Annotated in this window: 19 protein-coding genes; 3 read left to right on the top strand and 16 right to left on the bottom strand. The window is 26.8% G+C overall.

Annotated features, from left to right (window positions below; all coding sequences use genetic code 11):
- Complete coding sequence (locus tag LPB137_RS02915; protein ID WP_076084168.1) at positions 1 to 1,365, bottom strand: circularly permuted type 2 ATP-grasp protein; 1,365 nt, start codon at positions 1,363 to 1,365, stop codon at positions 1 to 3.
- 309 nt (positions 1,366 to 1,674) lie between these two features.
- Between LPB137_RS02915 and LPB137_RS02910 the strand changes: the two genes are divergently transcribed.
- A complete protein-coding gene (locus tag LPB137_RS02910) occupies positions 1,675 to 2,442 on the top strand; it encodes an SHOCT domain-containing protein (protein ID WP_076084165.1) in 768 nt (255 codons plus the stop codon).
- A 19-nt stretch (positions 2,443 to 2,461) separates the two neighbouring features.
- Here the strand turns inward: LPB137_RS02910 and LPB137_RS02905 are convergent, their stop codons facing one another.
- Positions 2,462 to 3,166: a DUF445 domain-containing protein gene (locus LPB137_RS02905; protein ID WP_076084163.1), complete on the bottom strand. Its 705-nt coding sequence runs from the start codon at positions 3,164 to 3,166 to the stop codon at positions 2,462 to 2,464.
- 123 nt (positions 3,167 to 3,289) lie between these two features.
- On the opposite strand from LPB137_RS02905, the gene olsF reads away from it, so the two are divergent.
- Complete coding sequence (gene olsF / locus LPB137_RS02900) at positions 3,290 to 5,002, top strand: bifunctional ornithine lipid synthase OlsF (protein ID WP_076084160.1); 1,713 nt, start codon at positions 3,290 to 3,292, stop codon at positions 5,000 to 5,002.
- A gap of 8 nt (positions 5,003 to 5,010) precedes the next feature.
- On the opposite strand, the gene LPB137_RS02895 is transcribed toward olsF, so the two are convergent.
- The 12 genes from LPB137_RS02895 to yajC all read right to left on the bottom strand — a co-directional run bounded on the left by LPB137_RS02895 (position 5,011) and on the right by yajC (position 18,044).
- Positions 5,011 to 6,624 (bottom strand): cation:proton antiporter, encoded by a 1,614-nt coding sequence (locus tag LPB137_RS02895; RefSeq protein ID WP_076084157.1) that lies wholly within the window; start codon positions 6,622 to 6,624, stop codon positions 5,011 to 5,013.
- Between the two features lie 17 nt (positions 6,625 to 6,641).
- Positions 6,642 to 8,765 (bottom strand): DEAD/DEAH box helicase, encoded by a 2,124-nt coding sequence (locus LPB137_RS02890; RefSeq protein ID WP_076084154.1) that lies wholly within the window; start codon positions 8,763 to 8,765, stop codon positions 6,642 to 6,644.
- Complete coding sequence (locus LPB137_RS02885; RefSeq protein WP_076084151.1) at positions 8,752 to 9,189, bottom strand: bactofilin family protein; 438 nt, start codon at positions 9,187 to 9,189, stop codon at positions 8,752 to 8,754. The genes LPB137_RS02890 and LPB137_RS02885 overlap by 14 nt, the downstream gene beginning before the upstream one ends.
- Positions 9,135 to 10,037, bottom strand: coding sequence for a M23 family metallopeptidase (locus tag LPB137_RS02880; RefSeq protein ID WP_076084148.1), 903 nt, complete (start codon positions 10,035 to 10,037; stop codon positions 9,135 to 9,137). The genes LPB137_RS02885 and LPB137_RS02880 overlap by 55 nt, the downstream gene beginning before the upstream one ends.
- Positions 10,027 to 11,196 carry a Mur ligase family protein gene (locus LPB137_RS02875; RefSeq protein ID WP_076084145.1) on the bottom strand — a complete coding sequence of 390 codons (1,170 nt, stop codon included), beginning with the start codon at positions 11,194 to 11,196 and terminating at the stop codon, positions 10,027 to 10,029. Before LPB137_RS02875 ends, LPB137_RS02880 begins: the two co-directional genes overlap by 11 nt.
- A gap of 3 nt (positions 11,197 to 11,199) precedes the next feature.
- Positions 11,200 to 11,745: an LPS assembly lipoprotein LptE gene (gene lptE, locus LPB137_RS02870; RefSeq protein WP_228144686.1), complete on the bottom strand. Its 546-nt coding sequence runs from the start codon at positions 11,743 to 11,745 to the stop codon at positions 11,200 to 11,202.
- 7 nt (positions 11,746 to 11,752) lie between these two features.
- On the bottom strand, positions 11,753 to 14,218 hold the full coding sequence (gene leuS / locus LPB137_RS02865; RefSeq protein WP_076084142.1) for a leucine--tRNA ligase: 2,466 nt from the start codon (positions 14,216 to 14,218) through the stop codon (positions 11,753 to 11,755).
- A complete protein-coding gene (locus tag LPB137_RS02860) occupies positions 14,218 to 14,562 on the bottom strand; it encodes a DUF6394 family protein (protein ID WP_076084139.1) in 345 nt (114 codons plus the stop codon). Before LPB137_RS02860 ends, leuS begins: the two co-directional genes overlap by 1 nt.
- Positions 14,563 to 14,635: 73 nt before the next feature.
- On the bottom strand, positions 14,636 to 15,037 hold the full coding sequence (locus LPB137_RS02855; RefSeq protein WP_076084136.1) for a hypothetical protein: 402 nt from the start codon (positions 15,035 to 15,037) through the stop codon (positions 14,636 to 14,638).
- Between the two features lie 121 nt (positions 15,038 to 15,158).
- Entirely contained in the window at positions 15,159 to 16,127 is a 969-nt protein-coding gene (gene secF / locus LPB137_RS02850) for a protein translocase subunit SecF (RefSeq protein WP_076084133.1), read from the bottom strand.
- On the bottom strand, positions 16,127 to 17,692 hold the full coding sequence (secD, locus tag LPB137_RS02845; protein WP_076084130.1) for a protein translocase subunit SecD: 1,566 nt from the start codon (positions 17,690 to 17,692) through the stop codon (positions 16,127 to 16,129). The genes secF and secD overlap by 1 nt, the downstream gene beginning before the upstream one ends.
- 76 nt (positions 17,693 to 17,768) lie before the next feature.
- Positions 17,769 to 18,044 carry a preprotein translocase subunit YajC gene (gene yajC / locus LPB137_RS02840; protein WP_076084127.1) on the bottom strand — a complete coding sequence of 92 codons (276 nt, stop codon included), beginning with the start codon at positions 18,042 to 18,044 and terminating at the stop codon, positions 17,769 to 17,771.
- 28 nt (positions 18,045 to 18,072) lie between these two features.
- Between yajC and LPB137_RS02835 the strand changes: the two genes are divergently transcribed.
- On the top strand, positions 18,073 to 19,305 hold the full coding sequence (locus tag LPB137_RS02835) for an apolipoprotein N-acyltransferase (protein WP_076084124.1): 1,233 nt from the start codon (positions 18,073 to 18,075) through the stop codon (positions 19,303 to 19,305).
- Between the two features lie 7 nt (positions 19,306 to 19,312).
- Here the strand turns inward: LPB137_RS02835 and LPB137_RS02830 are convergent, their stop codons facing one another.
- On the bottom strand, positions 19,313 to 20,764 hold the full coding sequence (locus LPB137_RS02830) for an EAL domain-containing protein (RefSeq protein WP_228144705.1): 1,452 nt from the start codon (positions 20,762 to 20,764) through the stop codon (positions 19,313 to 19,315).
- A gap of 23 nt (positions 20,765 to 20,787) precedes the next feature.
- Positions 20,788 to 21,303, bottom strand: coding sequence for a hypothetical protein (locus LPB137_RS02825; RefSeq protein WP_076084118.1), 516 nt, complete (start codon positions 21,301 to 21,303; stop codon positions 20,788 to 20,790).
- Positions 21,304 to 21,307: the final 4 nt, after the last annotated feature.

Here is a 21,307-nt window from a genome sequence, read left to right as displayed (position 1 = left end):
TTATAACTCCATTACCCAAGTATCTTTAAATCCGCCACCTTGTGAAGAATTTACAAGGAAGTTTCCTTCTTCTAATGCATATCGTGTAAGTCCACAATTCCAAACTTTTACATCTTCTCCTGCAACAACATATGCCCTAAAATCTGCTTTTCTATCTTTTAATTCATTATTTAAATAACACTTTTCATCATAGAATTGAATAAGTTCTTGTGCTATAAATCTTCGTGGATTTGCTTTAATAGTAACTTTAAGATCTTCAATTTGTAATGCACTCATAGAATGTCCGAATAAAACACCATAACCACCAGCCTCTGCAACATCTTTTATTACTAGTTTTTCCATATTTTTCATTACATAATCCATATCATCTTTAAAATAAGGAAGATAAGTTGGAGCATTTTTTAAAATAGGTTCTTCATTAAGATAATATTTAATCATCTTAGGTACAAAGTAATAAATCCCTTTATCATCAGCAACACCATTTCCAATTGCATTCATTAAAGCAACATTACCACTTAAATATGCTTCTACAAGACCTGGAACTCCAATAAGACTTTCAGGATTGAAAAACTTCGGATCAATAAAATCATCATCAAGTCTTCTATATATTGAACCTACAAGTATTTTTTGTCCATTATAATTTTTAAAATATACTTTTTTATCTATTACTACTAATTCATGAGCACGTACAAGTTGTGCACCAATTTTTTCAGCAAGATAACTATGCTCATAATAAGCAGAGTTGAATCGTCCAGGAGTTAATAAAACATTAATTCCTCCAGTGTTTACATAATTCATCGCATCAGTAATAAATTTTGGATAAGATTGAATTGGTTCTATTTTAAAGTTTTCAAAAAACTCTGGATATATTTTTCTATAAGTATTACGTACTGATAATGGATAACTTGAACCACTTGGTACTCTTAAGTTATCTTCTAAAATAACCCATTCATCATCTTTAGAATCTTTTACAAGATCAATACCATTTATATGTGCTCTTATTTTTTTTGATGGTGAAAAACCAACAAACTCTTTTAAGTAACCTTCTGCATTTTCAATAAATTCTTTAGGAACAATACCATCTTTCACAATTTTAGCATCTGTATACAAATCTTCTAAAAAAAGGTTTAGAGCTGTTACTCTTTGAACTAATCCTTTTTCAATCTTACTAAATTCTTGTTTAGAAATAATACGTGGTATTACATCAAAAGGTAAAGATTGTTCTACAAAATTTCCATCTTTATAAAGATTAAAATTGACTGCAAACTTATCCATATAAACTTTAAACTCTTCTATCTTTTGTCTATCTTGTTTTGAAAATATTTCCCAAAATTTTGTATTAATTTCCGTTGGTTTTTCTAACATTGAACACCCTTAGTCAAAAATTTTTTCTGCTTCAAATTACTAAAAAACTATTTTTTATAGTAAATGGAGTATATTTTACATTTGTATAATATTGATACAATAATTCTATCTGAAATAAAATTAAATTGCATTACTATTTGTATATTATATATCATTTAGACAATTAAATATGATTTATTCAACAATTATTTATTATAAACAAAGAACATGCGAAATAAATAGCAATCTGAATAAATTTAAAAACATCTACAATGTTAAACTATGATAGAATGTCACATAAAAACTTTAAACAAATTAAAAGGAAAAATTTTGCAAACACTTACACAAGAAGGTCAAAACCTAGTAAATAATCTATCAAATAAATACAACTTAAGTGCAGATGCCATCATTCATATGATTGGAGCTGTAAATACTGGGGGAGGAACAATGGCACAGTTTAATTCTCCAGAACTAGGTGGTTCAGGTCAATGGATGCAAGGTGGGATGACTATGGTAGGTGACATGTTTAATAATGGCCTTAAAAATACTGTCGATAATTTGTGTTCTGAAATCTCAAATGCATTATTAAGTGTGCAAGTTTTTCCTGTTATTGAAGCAGGAACACCAGGAAGTAATCAATGGTGGCCAAAGGAATTAGGAGTTCCTTTTTCAAGCGGTTCACAAAATAATACAAGATATGCAGTTTTCCCAAATAGACTTGCTGTTGAAGTAAACTCTGAAGTAACTGTATATGATACACTAGATAATAATATAGGTGGAGTTTCACAACAACAAGGAGGAGATAACTCTCTTACTTTTTCTAGTCAATATGGAACAATTAGTGTTTCTTCTCTTCCAATAATCTCAGGAGGAAATATTCCATCTATGCAAAACAATGATTTTTCGCAAACACCTCAAACAAACTTTATAGAACCTTCTGCTGTTATTGAAGAAGCACCTATACCTAATTCTACTAAAAATGAATCATCTAATGAAATTATAGAAATGATTGAACAACTTGGTCGTTTACATCAAGCAGGTATTCTTTCTGATAATGAATTTAATACAAAGAAAAATGAATTACTAAGTAGGCTTTAAAAGCCTACTTATAAACTATTTAAAGAAAAGTAGAAACAAATCCAATTAGTCCACCAAATACTGCACCCCAAACAACTAACCAACCTAAATGTTCTTTTATAATATTTTGAACCATAACTTTTACCATTGAAGGTGTTAATTCATCTAATCTTTTATTTACAATTGAACTTAATTTTTCATATATATCATCTGATAAACTATCTGATTTTAAAGCTTCTTCTAGTACATCTTGGAAAGCTTTTGATTTTGTGATATCTACAATTGAAGATTGAAGTTTATTTGTAAAAGGCTCTTTTAAAGGTTCAAGTGCAGCCTCTCCACCAAACATTCCTAACATTCCTCCAAAAGATGATTCCATTACTGATTCTTTTAAAGAATTATAAGCAGGTGTAAAATCTGTTTTATTTAATATCTTTTCAAAATCTATTGTATTTTTTGCACTATTCATCTCATCTTGAAAAAATCTTGATAAATTCTCTTTTGTAAAAAATTGATTCATTAATAAATTATGGATTGAATTTTTAAACTTTCCAAAATTCTTTTCAATTACTCCACTTCCATAAAGATAAGGGACTTTTTCAAAAAGCATGTGAATCGCAAGAGTATTTGTAATTGCTCCACTTAGAGCAAATAGCCCAACAGTAAAAATTATATCATAGCCATTTGAGTAACCATAAGCCATTATTAAAATTGTAAGTATATTAGTGATATCTGATTTATTCATGTAAAAAATCCTTTTTTAAAAAGTGATTTTAACATAAAAAATATTTTTAAAAACTTATTTCTTTTCTTAGGGCTGTTACCACTTTGTAATCAAAGATTATTACAATAAAAAAAAGGATTACATATGATAGATGTACAAAAAGAAATAGAAAAGAAGTTTCCAAATATAAACAAGAAACAAGACTTCTTAAAAAAATCTCTATTTAAAATTGCTAAAAGAATAGTCCATGAAGACTCTATAAACAAATTTTTAAAAGAAAACTCACATTTAAAAGGGCTTGAGTTTGTTGATTGCGTATTAGATTATTTCGATTTTGATTATAATGTTTCAAGTACAGATTTACAAAATATTCCAAGTTCAGGAAAAGTAGTGATTATTGCAAACCATCCTTTAGGAGGTTTAGATGCCCTTTGTTTACTAAGATTGATTTCTCAAGTAAGATCAGATGTAAAAATAGTAGCCAATGATTTTCTTGTAGGTTTTGATGCTTTAAATAATCTTTTAATTCCAATTGATAATTATAAAATTAGACAATCAAAAAAAGACATAAAAAAGATATATGAAGCTCTAAAAAATGAAGAAGCAATCATTATTTTTCCAGCAGGTGAAGTAAGTCGTGCTAGTGGAAAAGGAATAAAAGATCCTTCATGGAGTAAAGGCTTTTTAAATTTCGCACAAAATTCAAACTCTCCAATTCTACCAATATTTTTAGATGCAAAAAACTCTAAAACATTTTATACTATTTCTCTAATAAATAAAACTTTTTCAACACTCTTACTTTCAAATGAGATGTTTAATAAAAAGTCAAAAAGAATAAATATTAAAATTGGAGAAATTATTCCAAATGAAAATATTAAACCAAAAGGCTTAGATAAAAAATATTTAATTAATCTTTATAAAAAACATTTATACTCACTAAAAAAAAGAAAAAAGAGTTTTTTCCAAACACAAAGTGCAATTGCACATCCTCAAAAAAGACAAGATCTAATTAATGAATTAAAATCTTCTCAATTAATTGGAGAGACAAATGATGGGAAAAAAATATATCTATATGATTACTCAGATGATTCAATTGTATTAAAAGAACTAGGACGATTAAGAGAGCTATCTTTTAGGAAAGTTGGCGAAGGTATAAATAAAAAAAGAGATACTGATAAATATGATATATATTATCAACATATTATTCTTTGGGATGAGAATGACTTAGAAATTGTAGGTTCATATCGAATTGGTAATGCTAATTTTATCTTTAAGAATATTGGAGTAAAAGGTTTTTATTCAAATACTTTATTTAAATATAATGAAGGGTTAACTCCATATTTAAAAAACTCTATTGAACTTGGACGTAGTTTTGTTCAACCAAAATACTGGGGTACGAGAGCACTTGATTATTTATGGTATGGAATTGGAGCTTATTTAAAAAAGAATCCAAATATTAAGTATATGTTTGGTCCTGTAAGTATTAGTGCAAGTTTTCCAAGTATTGCAAAAGATATGATGATATTCTATTATTCACATTATTTCAAAGAGCCAAAACAATTAGTAAGTCCTAAACTTCCTTATCAATATTCAAATAATATAAATGAGATTAAAGGGCTATTTTGCTTAGATGATAAGAAAAAAGATTTTAAATTTTTAAAATCTACTCTTTTAGGGATGGGAGTTTCTGTTCCAACTTTATACAAACAATACAGTGAAATCACTGAAGAAGGTGGTGTAAAATTTTTAGGTTTTAATGTAGATCAAGATTTTGCAGATTGTGTTGATGGTTTTATTTTAGTAAATGTAAATAAAATTAAAAATGCTCCAAGAAAAAGATATATAGATAGAGAATAACTCTCTATCTAATCAAGTCTACAATACATAACTTCATCAACAACTGCTTTTGATAAATGCTTAGTTTCAACTACAATATGTTGTAAATGTAAACTTTCTAAAGTCTCTTTTTCACTCTCTGTTGTAACTGTAACGATTGTTTTTGTATTATGTGTTAAAGAATCAACTGCTTCACAAATTAAATGTAAGGCTTCAGGATTATTAACTGCAACAATTACAGCTGATGAACTAGTAACATTTACAGATGTTAAAATATGTCTTTGCGCTGCATTTCCAAATACAATTGGTTCTTTCCTATCTTGTCCAAGTTGGAAAAACTGTACATTATGCTCAATAATAATATATTTTTGACCTAAAGATTTAAGCTCTTCAACAATTGCTTGTCCATATCTTCCATATCCTAAAACAACAACATGGTTTTCTGTATCTTTATCAATATTGTATGTAGTATTTACAACTAAAGGATCTTCGCTTATTAATAATCCTGCTGCTTTTGATAGGTTTTTTAGAATTATAGGTGTTAATATCATAGAAATTACTATAGTTACAATTAAAATTTGTGAATATGTTGGATCAACTAAACCTTGGCTTCTTCCTAATTCTAAAATTGCTAAAGAAAACTCTCCTATTTGAATTAGTGAGAATGCTGTTTTAAAAGCAACTCTTCTTGTATCATCAAGCCTAACTAATGAATAAATAATTAGATATTTAAGACCCATTAAAACCGGAAGTAAAACAAGAATAATTAAAATATAATCTGAAATTACTGTAAAATTAATTTGCATTCCAACTGTTATAAAAAACACACCTAATAAAATATTTCTAAAAGGAATAAGGTCAGCTTCCACTTGATGTTTAAATTTTGTTTCTGCAATCATCATACCTGCGATAAATGCACCAAGTGAGTATGAAAAACCGAAATAGTAAGCTAAGTATGATGATCCAATTGCTAGAAGTAAAACAGAAGCCACGAATAATTCATCAGACTTTGTTTTTGATACATGTGTTAAAAAAGGCTCAAGCAAATATTTACCTGATAAAAACAATAAGCCTAATAATACAACAGCAGCAATAAGTGTTTCAAAAATCATATATGCAACACTACTTTCTTCACCCATTGTGAAAAATGATATCATTAATAAAATAGGAATTACAGCAATGTCTTGCATAATTAAAATACCAAGAACTCTTTTTCCATAAGGTTTTTTAATCTCTTTTGTTTCATTAAAGGTTTTTAAAACAATTGCAGTTGAAGATAAAGAAAGTGCAGCACCTATTACCATTGAAGATTTAACATCTAAACCAATTGCGTAATGAGACACTAAAAAAACAAAAATTGTTGTAAGAATAATCTGCAAAGAACCTGTGAAGAAAACCTCTTTTTTCATCTTTTTTAAATGTTCAATTGAGAATTCTAATCCAATTGTAAACATTAAAAATACTACCCCAAACTCTGCTATTTCTTTTAAATCATGATTATTTACAGCATCGTGTAAATTAAAAGAGTAAGCAATGATAGTCCCTGTGATAATATAACCTATAATAGTGGGTAATTGAAATTTTTTTAAAATTAAATTTATTACTAATGCAATAAATATTGTCGCAACAATTATTCCTAACATTTTATATACTCCTTTTTTTATTTGTAATGCATTTGCTTATAACCTTCAGCTCTTTTTTTGAAAGCTGAATTAAGCATTGCATTATTTGAATCTAAAAAATCAATAGCTAAACACTCTTGATTTCCTCTTCCTATTCGTCCTAGATATTGAACTAACCTTCCATAATATGAAATTGGCGTTGCAAAAAGAATAGTATTTAAATGAGGGAAATCAATTCCTTCACCAAAATAAGAAGTAGTAGCAAGAATCAAAGATTTTTGTTTTACTAAATTCATATTTTTAACTTGTTCTTTTTTATTTTGACTTCCATGTATACTTACATAATCAATATTCTCACACATCAATAAATGCTCTAGAATATTTATATGCTCTATTCTATCAGTTAAAAGTAAAATTTTTCTATTAATATTGTTCTTTATTGCATCAATTATTAAATTATTTCTATTTTCATCAATACAAAGTTCATTTATTATACTTGCATAATTATCAGCTTGACAAATAAAATCTGTTCTTACAACTTCAAGTTTATTTGTATGTGTTCTTTTCTTTTTATATTCATAGGCAACATTTCCTAATTGTTGATATAAAATTGGCTGTAACCCATCTTTTCTATTAGGAGTTGCACTTAAACCTAAAATATATTTCCCTCTAAATTTTTTGATTATTTGCTCAAAAGTAAGAGCTGGTATATGATGACATTCATCAACAATTACAAAAGAATAATTATGTATATAATCTGGATTATTTTTTAAACTTTGCATTGTTGCAACATCAATAATTCCATTTAATTTATTTTGGCTTTTTCCAAGGTATCCTATATCTTTTTTGTCATATCCAAAATAATCAACAAATCTTTCTATCCATTGATTTAAGAGCATATTTTTATTAACTACTATTAAAGTTGAACAAGCTCTTTTTTCAAACATTTTCGCACCAAGTAAAGTTTTACCAAAACCTGGAGGTGCAACACAAATACAAAAATCATTTTTCAAAATCTGGTTTATAGCATCATTTTGTTCTGGTCTTAAAGTAAATTGCACTTTTTTAGTTTCACATGAGTTAAAATATCTTTTATTTTCAACATTAAAAGACACTGCATTTGAAGTAAAAAAATCACAAACTTTCGATTGTAAACCTCTTGGAAGCATTAAGTGAGTGTTATCTTCTTCAAAGCTTTGTATAAGTCGTGGAGTATTGTACAAAGGCTTTCGTAAAGCCAATAATACTTTTATTTGAGGATTTTCAAAAGATGCAAAAGATTTCAATTTATTAATTAAACTTTTTGACAACTTTGCAGTTGGAATATATAAATAATCATATGAAACCATATCTATACAATCAAGTGGAAAATCAATATTCCCAAAATCTTTTTCTTCATTTAAACTTGAACTTGTTTGTGTGTTATTATAAATAATTTGTTTTGAAACTTTTTGAACATTATTTAAAACTACCCATTGGTCTTCATATATTTTATTTGTGTTTGCATCAATAAAAATAGTTTTATTCTTTTCTCTATTTTTTAAATGCAAAGGAATTTCAATGCAATTACCTAAATTTGATTTATTTGAGAATTCTTGATTTGGGTATGTTTTTGCATTTATATTTGCTTTTTTTAAAATATATGAAGCAAAATTATAAACAATTTTACTATCTATTGCTTCTTCTAAAAATATCCATGCTACTAAAGAATTATAAGTATTTAATTCATAATAAGCTCTAATATTTAGAGAGTTCAAAGCAATTTGAAGTTTAAATTTATCTTCATCTAAAATTTCAAAAGCAATAAATTTTGATAAATTATTTGAATCAATACAATAAGTTGCAAGATGTAGTAAACCTCTTAAATGTGCTTCTATTTCTTTATTTGTAATAGGTATAAAATCTTCACCTTGAAAGGTTTGTGTAACAGGATAAAACCCTTGTTTATTTCCATCCTTAGAAATCCATTTTTTTGCATAAATATCAAAACGTGCAATAAATAGTGATTTAAATATATCTATTTTTTCAAGTTTTGAAAATGTAGTTTTTGATGATTTTTTAGTTTTTTCACTTTTTATTTTATCTTCAAGTTCTTTAATCTGTACGTCAATATTTTCTTTTTGTAAATAAAGATCTTCTAGTTTTTTTTCAAGACTTGTCATGAGCTATTGCAGAAGGTGAAACAATAATATTATTAATCTTTTGCTCAACTTCATTGTATCGACTTTTTAAATCAGAATTCTTTCTAATTCCTCTTCCTTCAAACTTTCCATTAGATTCTATAATTAGTTCATTATATTGCATATCACCAATTACTTTTCCTTCTGCTAAAATTTGAACAATATTGCAATCAATTTTTCCATCAAACAGACCATTTACTACTAAATTATTTGCTTTTATATCTCCAATAACTTCACCTGTAAGACCTATTGAAATTACATCAGCTTCTAAAATAACACCTTCAAACTTTCCATCAATATGAACTGTACCTTTTGTATTAATACCACCAATAATACATGTTCCTTGAGCTATTACAGTAGCTCCATTGGGTGTTGATCCTTTATCAGATTTATTAAAGACTCCCATTCAACTTTCCTTTCTTTTTTGAAAATACTCTCATACGTATTAAGATTCCAATTTATAAAATTTTTTGGACTAAGTAATGTACTTGCATATCTAATTTCATAATGTAAATGTGGACCTGAGCTCCTACCTGAACTACCTACTAGACCTATAATTTGGCCTTTCTTTACTATTTCACCAACTTTAACATAAGTTTTATGCATATGAGCAAAAGTAGTCTTAAATCCATAATTATGGCTTACTTTTATAACTCTACCATAATCTCCTACATTTTTACTTTGCACATGTTCTACTATTCCATCAGCAGTAGCACGGATTGGCGTTTTTCTAGGAGCTGCTAAATCAATACCGCGATGAAATTGTTTTCTTTTTGTTATTGGATTTATTCTATAACCAAAGTTTGAAGAAACCTTAATTTTATCAAGTGGTTTACCATTTGGAATTACTCTTAAAGTATATTTTTTCTTTTTAAGATTAATTGCAGACAAAGTTTTTTTACTAATTTCATCTTTAGTTGCATTTTTGCCAACTCCAATAATTGTGTGAATTTCATCAAGTTTTTGATTTAATTCATCAATATCATTAATTTTACTTTTTATTTGTATTGAATAAAGTTTATTTTGAGCAAGAAGTTTTTCTTCTTTTTCATTTAATATTTTAAATTCTATTTCTTTATTTTTTTTAACACTTGTGACTTCATTATCTAAATACGATATAAACCAAAAACTACAAGCTAATACTAATAAAACAATTAATATTACAGAAACCAGAACTTTTTTCAATAGCTGATGTATATTATAAGACTTTGTTCCTTTTATATCTGAAACAGTAATTATTAATCTATTTTTCATTTATCCCAATCAAATATAAGAATTTTTCAACAACTAAAAATGAACCAAAGACTAAATACTCTTCATTATCATTAATTTCAATTATTTCTTCATTTATTATATTCAATTTATCTATAATTTTTAATAAATTATTTTTAGGAACAATCCTTTTATCATCAAGTTCAATTATAATTATTTTATTTATTATTGGTTTTAATATTCTTAAAACTTCTTCATAATCTTTATCTGCATATGAATTATATATCAATGTAATTTTTTTATCTTTAAATTCTTCTTTTAAAACTTTTGCAGCAAGAGGATTATGCCCTACATCAATAGTTATATTTTTTCTAATTTTCTGACATCTTCCAAAAAGTTCAACATCATCAAAAAAATCTAAATTAAGAGGAATCTTTAGCTCTTCTAAACATTTGATTACTAGATGTAAATTACGTTTTAAATAAGTTGCAAACTTTTTATCTAAAGAATATTTTTCAAAGTTTTCTACATAGTCGATTTCAATATTTATATTTCTTTCTTTTAATATTTGTTCTTTTACTTTTTGTGCACTTTGTTTTACACTATCATGAAGTTGGTACCCAATTAGCATTTTTTTATCAACTGAACGCATTTTAGTTTCAGCTATTTCTTCTACAGTATTTCCTAAAAAGCTTTGATGGTCTAAATCAATTGTAGTTATTAAAGATAAATCATTTTTAACTACATTTGTAGCATCAAACTCACCACCTAAACCAGCTTCAAGTACAAGATAATCACAATTTTTTGATAAATAAAACGATAAAAGTGTAAGATACTCAAAATAAGTAAGTTTTTCTAATAAATCTAAAGGATATAACTCTTGTAAAAATTGATGTGCTTCTTCTAAATCAAAATCATTTACATCGCTACCATTAATCCAAATTCGTTCATTTAATTTAATAATATGTGGAGAGCTATAATGTAAAACCTTGTAATTACTTTTATTCAAATAGTGAGCTAAAAACCTTCCTGTACTTCCTTTTCCATTTGTTCCAACAAGATGAATTACAAAAGGTAGATTAATTTTTTTAGATAGCATTTCCCAAGAAGATTTTACTGTTGTAAAATCAATCTTGTCATAATAAAGAGTTTTAAACTCTAAAAATTGTGATAATGAAGCTTTTTTTAAATCAAGATTCATTAATTATTTTCTAAATGAAGCTACTGCAATTTTTGATAATACTTCATCTAAAGCATCATCTGAAGCTTCTTTAATCGCTTCAAATCTAATTGTATCAGTAATAGTATCATCGTCGTCATCACCAACTGAGAAATCATTTTCTCCACTAACAGTAAATGTTGTTGGGATATTTTTCTCTTTTTTAGTATAACTTACTAAAATATTTACACTAGCTCTGTAAAGTTGATTATATCCTTCACTATCATATTGTAAAACAGACATATCAACTGAATTTATTTTTAAGTTCATAACAGTATCAGCTTGTGCTTCATCATAAACTAATTTAGCCCCTAATTTTTGTACTAATAATTGGTTCATTGAATCTTTTATTAAAACAGAATTTCTTGGGTCTTTTATATTAACAAATAAATTCACAAATACTTTTCCTGCTAATTCTTTTTTCGCATAAGAAACTGTAGGCTTATATCCGCAGCCATTAAGAGTAAAAAAACAAAGGCTTAAAGTTAAAAGTACAAATAGCACTTTTTTAATATTATTTATACTTTTCATACTTTAATTATCCTTTGATTACTAAGTTTACTAATTTATTAGGTACTACGATTTCTTTTATAATTTCTTTACCTTCAATCCATTTTTGTGAATTTTCTTTTGCAAGAGCTAAAATATCTTCTTTTGAGGCATTTGGTTCAACTTCAATTTCACATCTTTTCTTACCATTAATAGTAACAGCTAAATTTATTGAATCCATTTGGAAAACTTCTTCTTTTACTTCTAAAGTATTATTGAAATTCTCTTTTTTAAATAATGAATTAGATATTTCCCAACAAGCATGAGGAATAATAGGCTCTAAAATATTAGATAATATATAATACCCTTCTGTCCAAACAAGCTCATTTTTTTGTGATGATAAGGCATTTAAAGCTTCCATTGATGAAGCTATTAAAGTATTAAATGTGTATGTTTTATTAAATACTTCATTAGATTTTTGTAAAGCTTCATATACTTTTTTTCTAGCATTTTTTTCATCTTTACTTAAATCATTATGATTAATATTTTTAAAACCATCTACTCCAACTTGAGTAACATTTGAAGCACGTTCAAAGAACTTTTTAATAAATCTAAATGCTCCTTCAACTGCTGAATCATTCCACTCTAATTCTTTAGTTGGAGGTGCAGCGAACATCATAAATAATCTTGCAGTATCAGCACCATAGTTTTTAACAATTAAATCAGGATCAACTACATTTCCTTTAGATTTTGACATCTTAGCACCATCTTTTAAAACCATACCTTGTGTAAGAAGTTTTTTAAAGGGTTCTTTTGAGTTTGTATATCCTAAAGAATTAAGTGCTTTTGTAAAGAATCTTGCATATAAAAGGTGTAAAATTGCATGTTCAATTCCACCAATATATTGATCTACATCCATCCAGTAATCACTATCTTCTTTTGAAATACCTTCTTCATTCCATTTTTTAGGATTTGTTGCATATCTTAAGAAATACCATGATGATTGTACAAAGGTATCTAAAGTATCAGTTTCTCTTGTAGCATCTTTTCCACATTTAGGACAAGATGTATATTTCCATGTAGGATGAGTATCTAAAGGATTACCCTCACCTGTAATTTCTACATCTTCAGGTAATGCAATTGGTAAGTTCTCACTTTTTTCAGGAACTAATCCACAAGAATCACAATGAACAAATGGAATAGGAGCTCCCCAATATCTTTGTCTTGAAATTCCCCAATCTCTTAATTTGAAATTAACTTTTTTTATACCTAATGAATTTTGCTCAAAATGGTAAGTTATAGCTTTTTTAGCTTTTGTATTTTTTAATCCTGTAAAACTTTCAGAATTAATTAATTCACCTTCAAAGACATAAGCTTCTGTTTGATTTTCGATTAAACCATCACTTCCTACAATTACTTGTTTTATTGGTAAATCATATTGTTTTGCAAATTCAAAGTCTCTTTGATCATGAGCAGGAACAGCCATTACTGCACCTCCACCATAAGAAGCTAAAACAAAGTTTGCAACCCATACAGGAATTGTTTCACCAGTTAAAGGATGCATTACATCAATTTCTAATGATACTCCAGCTTTATTTTGTGTTGCTCTATCTCTTTCACTTACTTTTTGCATATCTTTAATTGCTTGAAGTTTTTTCTCAGGTAACAACTTATGTTCTAAAATATACTTAACAATTGGATGTTCTGGTGCAAGTGCTGAATATGAAATTCCATAAATTGTATCAGGTCTAGTTGTAAATACTAAATATTTAGAAAAAGATCTATTTAATTTATTTTTTGCATCAATAGATAATTCAAATTTAAACTCTAAACCTTCACTTCTCCCAATCCAATTTTCTTGCATTGTTAAAACTTGTGAAGGCCATGTGTCTTTTAGTCCATCTAAATCATCAAGTAATTCTTGTGCATATTTTGTAATACCAATATAATATCCTGGCATTTCTTTTTGCTCAACAGGTGTGTCACATCTCCAACAACATCCTTCTTCTACTTGTTCATTTGCTAAAACTGTATGACAAGGTTCACACCAATTAACTGTTGTAGATTTTCTATATAATAACTCTTCTTCATACATTTTTATGATGAATTCTTGTTCCCATTTTGTATATAACTCATCAGAAGTAGCAAACTCTCTAGTTTCAGAGAAAGATAAACCTAAACCTTTTAACTCATCTTTCATATAATCAATATTTTCATAAGTCCATTTTTTAGGATGTGACTTATGTTTTATTGCTGCATTTTCAGCTGGCATTCCAAAACTATCCCAACCAATTGGATGTAAAACGTTAAAATCAGATTTTCTAAAGTGTCTAGCAAAAGCATCACCTAAACAGTAGTTTCTAACATGCCCCATGTGAATCCGTCCACTTGGGTAGGGAAACATACTTAAGATATATTTTTTTTCTTTACTTTTATCATCTTCTGGTTCGAAAGATTTATTTTCGCTCCAAAATTTTTGCCATTTATCTTCAATTGCTTTTGCACTGTATTCCATTAAAATTCTTCCTTGTCTTGACTTTTTGCGCTTTCTATTAATGCTAAGGCTATTGAGAAAATATTTGCAACAACTGCACCAATAGCTAATGAAATTGCTAAAGATATATCATTCATAAAAGTTAATACCATAAATGCTGGAATTAGATGTAAATCTGCTACTAATGAACTTGCTAGTAATTCTGCTGCTAATAAGTTTTTAACACCAAGTTTTAAAACTGTTGATATTACATTTACACCTGCTGCTATGAATAATGCTATTTCATTTTGTTCATATAAAAACCCAGCTGTAGTTGTAAGAGACATTAGTGAGAAAAATATATATGTTACTTTACCCCAATCCATTTTTATCCTTTTATAGTTTTACTTTTAAATTAATAGGAGATAATAGCTAATTTTTAATAATAAATTGCTTCTACTAACTTTGCTTTTTAGTTTTGATAGCTAAAAACATTTTAATTAATAAGTAGATAATAACTATTTTTAACAGCACTTGAAAAATCATATAAAAGCCAAAACCATCAATTCCTAACTCAAAAGGATTTAGGTTATGAAGTAATAAATTAAAAGTCAAGTCATGTGTAATTGCAAGATAAATACAAACTGAACCATACAAGCTTAATATTACAAACTGTTTTCTATACATAAATATAATACTACTTACAAGATACCAAACAAAAGATACAAAAATTGCAGAGATTAAAAGTTCTTTGAAAATACTCTCTTCCATATGAAAAACATAAGCTTTTCCAACATCAAGATAAATATACTCTAGAATACTAGAAAAAAGTTCTAAAATAACTATCCAAATAAATGCCAATACCCAATCTTTTCCATTATTTGATGTAACTTTATCAAATATAATTAAATAGTCTTAAATAAAAAAAGGCTAAGAAGAAACTTCTTAGCCTTTTTAAACAAACTTTTAAATTATAAAATAATTACATAGTACCTTGTTCGTACATAGCTCTCATTTTATCCTTTTCTTTTTGTCTTTTTAATTTATTTGCTTCTTTAGTTCTAAAATCATCAATTGAGAATTTTAATTGAACTAAAAAAGATGCTGCAATAAATATAGATGAATAAGTACCTACAATAACTCCTACAAGCATTGTAAAGGCAAATCCATTAATAATCTCACCACCGAATAAATAAAGCGTTACAACAACAAAGAATGTTGTTAATGAAGTAAGAGTAGTTCTTGATAAAGTTTTACTTACAGATTCATTTACAACTTTTTCTAAAATAGACTCTTTTGAAGTTTGAACACCTTCTCTAATTCTATCAAATACAATAATAGTATCATTAAGAGAGTATCCTAAAATTGTTAAGATCGCAGCTAAAATATCAAGATTAACTTCAATGCTAAATAAACTAATAGCACCCATTGCAATTATAATATCATGAGCAAGTGCTAAAATAGAAGCAACTGCAAAACGCCATTCAAATCTGAATGATACATAAGCTAAAATTACAATTAAAGATAAAGCTAAAGCCATGATACCTTTTTCTCTTAATTCACCACCTACTTTTGGTCCTACAATATCAACTCTTCTGATTTCAAAATCACCAGTTGGTTTTAATATTTGGTGCATTTCATCACCAATATCATTTGCAATATTTGAAGATGAACCTGTAATTCTAATTACAACTTCATCAGGGCTTCCAAATTCAGTAATTGAAGCATTATTGTATTTTGTATCTTTTAAAATATTTCTAATATCATTTATTGGAGCTTTTTGTTCATATTTAGCTTGAACAATAGTTCCTCCTTCAAAATCAATACCAAAATTAAGACCTTTTGTAAACAATAAAACAATTGAAGCAATAACTAATAAAGAAGATAAACCTAAGAAAGGTAATCTACTTCCCATAAAATTATAAATTTTATTTGATTTAAAAATTTCCATTAGCTAACTCCAAACCATTTTTTTAAGTCTTTATCTTTTGATATTTTTCCTTGCAATGCTTCATAGATACCATGAGTACCTAAAATTGCAGTTAACATAGAAGCTAAAATACCAATAGAAATAGTAACAGCGAAACCTTTAATAGGTCCTGTTCCATATGCATATAAAATTACAGCAACTAAAAGTGTTGTAACATTTGCATCTAAAATTGCTCTCATTGCATTTGAGTATCCATCTTCGATAGATTTTGCAACTGAGTTTCCAGCTTTTAATAATTCTCTAATTCTTTCACTAATAATAACATTAGCATCAACAGCCATACCAACTGTTAATACAATTCCTGCCATACCAGGTAAAGTAAGTGTTGCTCCAAACATTGCCATAACCGAGATGATTATGAAAATATTTGTAATTAATGCAATATTTGCAATAACTCCAGCACGTCTGTAATAAACTATCATAAATACAAATACTATTAAAAAACCTGAAACTAAAGCAATTGTAGAAGCTTTAATTGAATCAGCACCAAGTGATGGTCCAACAGATCTTTTTTCAAGTAAATTAACAGAAGCAGGTAATGCTCCTGATCTTAAAGCAATTGCAACGTTTCCCGCTTCTAAAGTTGAAAATCCTCCAGATATTTGTCCAGAACCACCACCGATTCTTTCTCTAATATTAGGTGCTGAATATACTTTCCCATCTAAAACAACTGCTAATCTTTTTCCTACACTTCTTCCTGTAAAGTCTCCAAAAATTCTAGCACCTGTAGAGTTAAGTGTAAAGTTAATTATAGGTTGATTCCCTTGATCAAATGCAACTTGTGCATCAATTACTTGAGAACCATTTAAAATTGGAATTTCTTTTACTAGATATTTTCTATTAACATCATTTGTATCTTCTAAAATTATGTCACCATATTCAGAAGCTTGTGATCTTGTAAGTGTATATACTTGATCAGCTCTTTCTTCATCAACTTCCATAAGTTCTAGTTTTGCAGGTTTTGAAATAAGTTCTCTTGCTGCTTTTTCTTCAGCTTGAGTTTTAATTCCTGGCAATTCTACTACAATATCAGTAGCACCTTGTCTTACAACAGAAGGCTCAGCAAGTCCAAATTGGTCAAGTCTATTTCTAATTGTTTCAACAGCTTGTGATACTGCTGAATCTTTTGTTTTTTCTATATCATCTGCTGTCAAAATAAGAGTATAAGATAAGTCGTTTTTTGAAACTTCAAGCCCTTTTATTTGCTTTAACATTTCATCCATTTTTGGAATTTCGTCTTTATCTAATACAGTAAAGTTAACACTTTCATCATCAATAGATAAACCATCAATAAGTAAGTCTTCATCATCAGCATAATATTTTACTGTTGTTGCAATTGTTTTGATTTTAGAAATTACGGCTTCATGAGTATTCACACCAAGTCGCATGTGAAGTCCACCTTGTAAATCAAGTCCTAGAGATATTTTTTTTCCGCTATCTGTTTGTAAAAAAGATGGAATTGCAAAAACAACACCAAATATAATACTTAATGCAAAGATAACAAGTCTATAATTAAAGATTTTCAATCTTGGTCCTTAGTAAGGGTTTTGTATTTTGAAGTGTAAAACATGTAAATAATTTACATGTTTTATATAATGAAGTTTAGTCTTCTAAAAGTTTAGAAACAAACTCTTTAACAAGCTTCATTTCTGCACCGTCACTATTTTTAACAGTAAGGCTTTCTTCACCTACATTAGAAACTTCTACGATTAAGCCTCCATTTGTTACAATCTTATCACCTTTTTTTAAGTTAGCAATCATCTCTTTATGAGCTTTAGCTTGTTTTTGTTGTGGTCTAATGATTAAGAAGTAAAATATTGCAAATAATGCAACAAGAGGTAATAATGAGCTTATTAAATCAGTACTTGAACTGTCCATTAAATTTCCTTTTTATAAGTAGTTTATTTTGTTTTTAGTAAAACGCGCTAATTTTAACAAAAAATTTATAATAAAGGGCTTGATTACTGGCATTTTATTAAGTGCTTTTATTTACTTAAGTTATTTTAACATCGAATATAGATTTATCAATACAGTTTTAGGGCTTTTAGGACTATATTTTTTACTTACTATTCCAAGACCATCTGTATTTTTTGCAGGTTTCACAACTGGTGTTTTATGGTGTTATTGGATGACTGTAAGTTTAGAATATTATGATTTAGTTTATTTAACTCCAATTTTGTTAATTTTAATTGGCCTTGTTTATGGCTTGATTTTTTTAATATTTGCTATATTTGATAAAACATCAATAAGACTAATTTTAATATTTACATTTACATTTATAGCTCCTTTTGGTTTTAATTGGATGAAGTTTGAACTTATATTTATTGATTCATATTTAGGTACGTCGAAAGAAGATTTTGCATTAATTTTACTTTCATTATTTTTGATGATAAAACTTCATAGAATGAAAATATTATCAATTCTTCCACTACTTTTTGCAATAAATATTCAAAATGGTTTATATATAGACAATCCAAATGCGAAAATAGCTATGCCACAAATGAATATAAAACAAAATCTTAAATGGGAAAAAGATTACAGAAATACAATATTTGAAAAGAATTTGTTTGAAATAAACAAAGCAATTGAAAATAAAAAAGATTTAGTAATTTTACCGGAAACTGCATATCCAACACTTTTAAATAAAGATGAAGTTTTATTAAAACAATTAAAAGATAAATCATACAAAATTGATATTATTACGGGTTCTTTATTTTTAGAAGATAATCAATACTATAATGCAACTTATCACATATCAAATGGTATTGTTAAAATTGCAAAAAAAGTTGTTTTGGTTCCCTTTGGTGAAGAAATACCTTTTCCAAAATTTCTTGTTAATATAATTAATGATATTTTTTACAATGGTGCACAAGATTATGCAAAAGCTTCTGAAGCAACTGATTTTGAAATAAAAGGACAAAAGTTCAGAAATGCAATATGTTATGAAGCAACAACGGATAAAATATTTGAAAATTTAAATGATGTTAAATATATGATTGCAACTTCTAATAATGCATGGTTTACACCTTCAATTGAACCAACACTACAGAAGTTATTACTTAAGTATTATTCAAAAAAATATGATATTACGATTTTTCATGTTGTAAATGGAAGTGAAAACTTTATATTTAGACCCTAAATTTACTCTAAAAAGATTTTGAATATTGATAAACTTCATCAAAATAAATAGCTTTTGAATAATACCAGCCTTGAATTATATTAATTTTGGGATTAACTAGTTTATCATATTCATCTTGTGTTTCAATTCCTTCTAAAATTATTTGATAATTTAAGTCTGAACATAATTCACAAATGTTTTTGTATAAAATAAACCCTTTTTTATCTTTTGTATACTCGATTATTTTTCTATCTATTTTTACACTACTAAGTGGTATTTCATAAAGAATAGAGAAATTGGTAAAACCAACTCCTAAATCATCTAATGAGATTTTAAAACCTTCTTGTTTCATCAATTTAATATTTTCAAAAACATTTTTATTTAACGAAGACCGTCTTTCAATAATTTCAAAACAAATATTATAACCTTTTAGAATACTAATAATATCATTGATATAATTTTTGTCCTCTAAAGTATGAGGAAAAATATTAATTGAAATTTCTGGATAAAAATCTTTTTCAGCCCATAACTCTAAATCTTTTTTAACTTCTTTGCATACCCAAATATCAATAATTGAAGCTAAACCTGAATCTTCAATATCAATAATAAAATCAGGTCCTCTCATAATCCCATTTTTGTCTTTTATTCTTATAAGTGCTTCAAATTCATTACAAGTTTTATTCTGAATATTTATTTTAGGTTGATAATAAAGAGTAAGATTATCTTGATTTATCTCATCAATAATTTTATTGATTTTATGATGAGATTTAATAAGAGAAGATTGAGCTTCTTGAAATTTAATGTCTCTTCTTGATTCAACTTCTAAAGAAATATCAAATTTTCTTGCAGTTTTTTCTAGCGAAACAGTAGAACTTTGAGTTCTTGTATAACTTTTAATAAATGGCATATAAATAAAAGATCCAATAATAATAAGAAAAAGTTGAAAAAGTATAGCAATTATATTTCCATCTGTACTTAAATAAATATTCATTAAAGCAGGAGTTGTCCAAGGAAGAAATGTATCATTAAAAAGAATAATATCTGTATAAGAAATAAAAATATACGATAGTGTAAAATTAAAAATAGGAACTAATATAAAAGGAATTATTAAAGAAAAATTCATAAAAATAGGTATTCCGAAGATTAATATTTCATTGATATTAAAAATAACAAAAGGCAAAGACATTTTTCCAATTAATGTGGTATGTTTATCTTTTGAAAATAGAAATATTGACAAAAGTAAAGATAATCCTGCACCTGAACCACCAAGAAGCACAAATAAATTAAAAAACTCTTTGTAAGTTAAGTTCTCTGAAATGAAATTATCAAGAATTTGAATATTAATTAATGTATCAAAAAAGTTAATACCATGGATTCCTAGTAACCATAAGAAATTAGATATTATTGTTCGGAAAAAAAGAAGCAAAGTCTCTTGCCCTTCTTCAAAAATAGTTATATTACTGGTTAAATCTAATGCAATACTAACGCTTGAAAAAAGAAATGTTAGAAGAAAAAAATTAAGATAAAAGGTATAATATAAATTAACATAGTTGCAATATTATTTGAAATACTATTATTTAATTTTTCTTGATAAGATTTTGATATTTTTAAATAATTTGAAAGTAAAAAATTTACTACAAGTGGTATTAAAATTGCAAATATCATAGATTGAGGTAAGATATATTTTTCTATGTTAATACCAAATACAATTAATTCTACGCATAAATAAATAATTAAAGATAAAATAATTGTCAAAAATCTATTAGCACTTGTGAAATGGGAGTTTGTCAAATGAAATGAAATACTAATATTGACTAATAAAGGCAACAAACCAACTACTAATTTTACTAAATTATGTGATTCTTCTAATGTAAAAAAAGATGAGAATAAATTAAAATGCTTTAATATTTCAATTAATAATAAAACTGTTGAATATAAAACATAATAAGGCACTAATGAAATAAAAGAAGCTCTTAAAATATTAATAATTTCTAAAAACTTATTTTTAATTAATATCATTATA

Source organism: Poseidonibacter parvus, from assembly GCF_001956695.1.
Classification (GTDB): Bacteria; Campylobacterota; Campylobacteria; order Campylobacterales; family Arcobacteraceae; genus Poseidonibacter; species Poseidonibacter parvus.
Note: the sequence above shows the minus strand (reverse complement) of the source record. Positions and strands in the feature narration are given on the sequence as shown.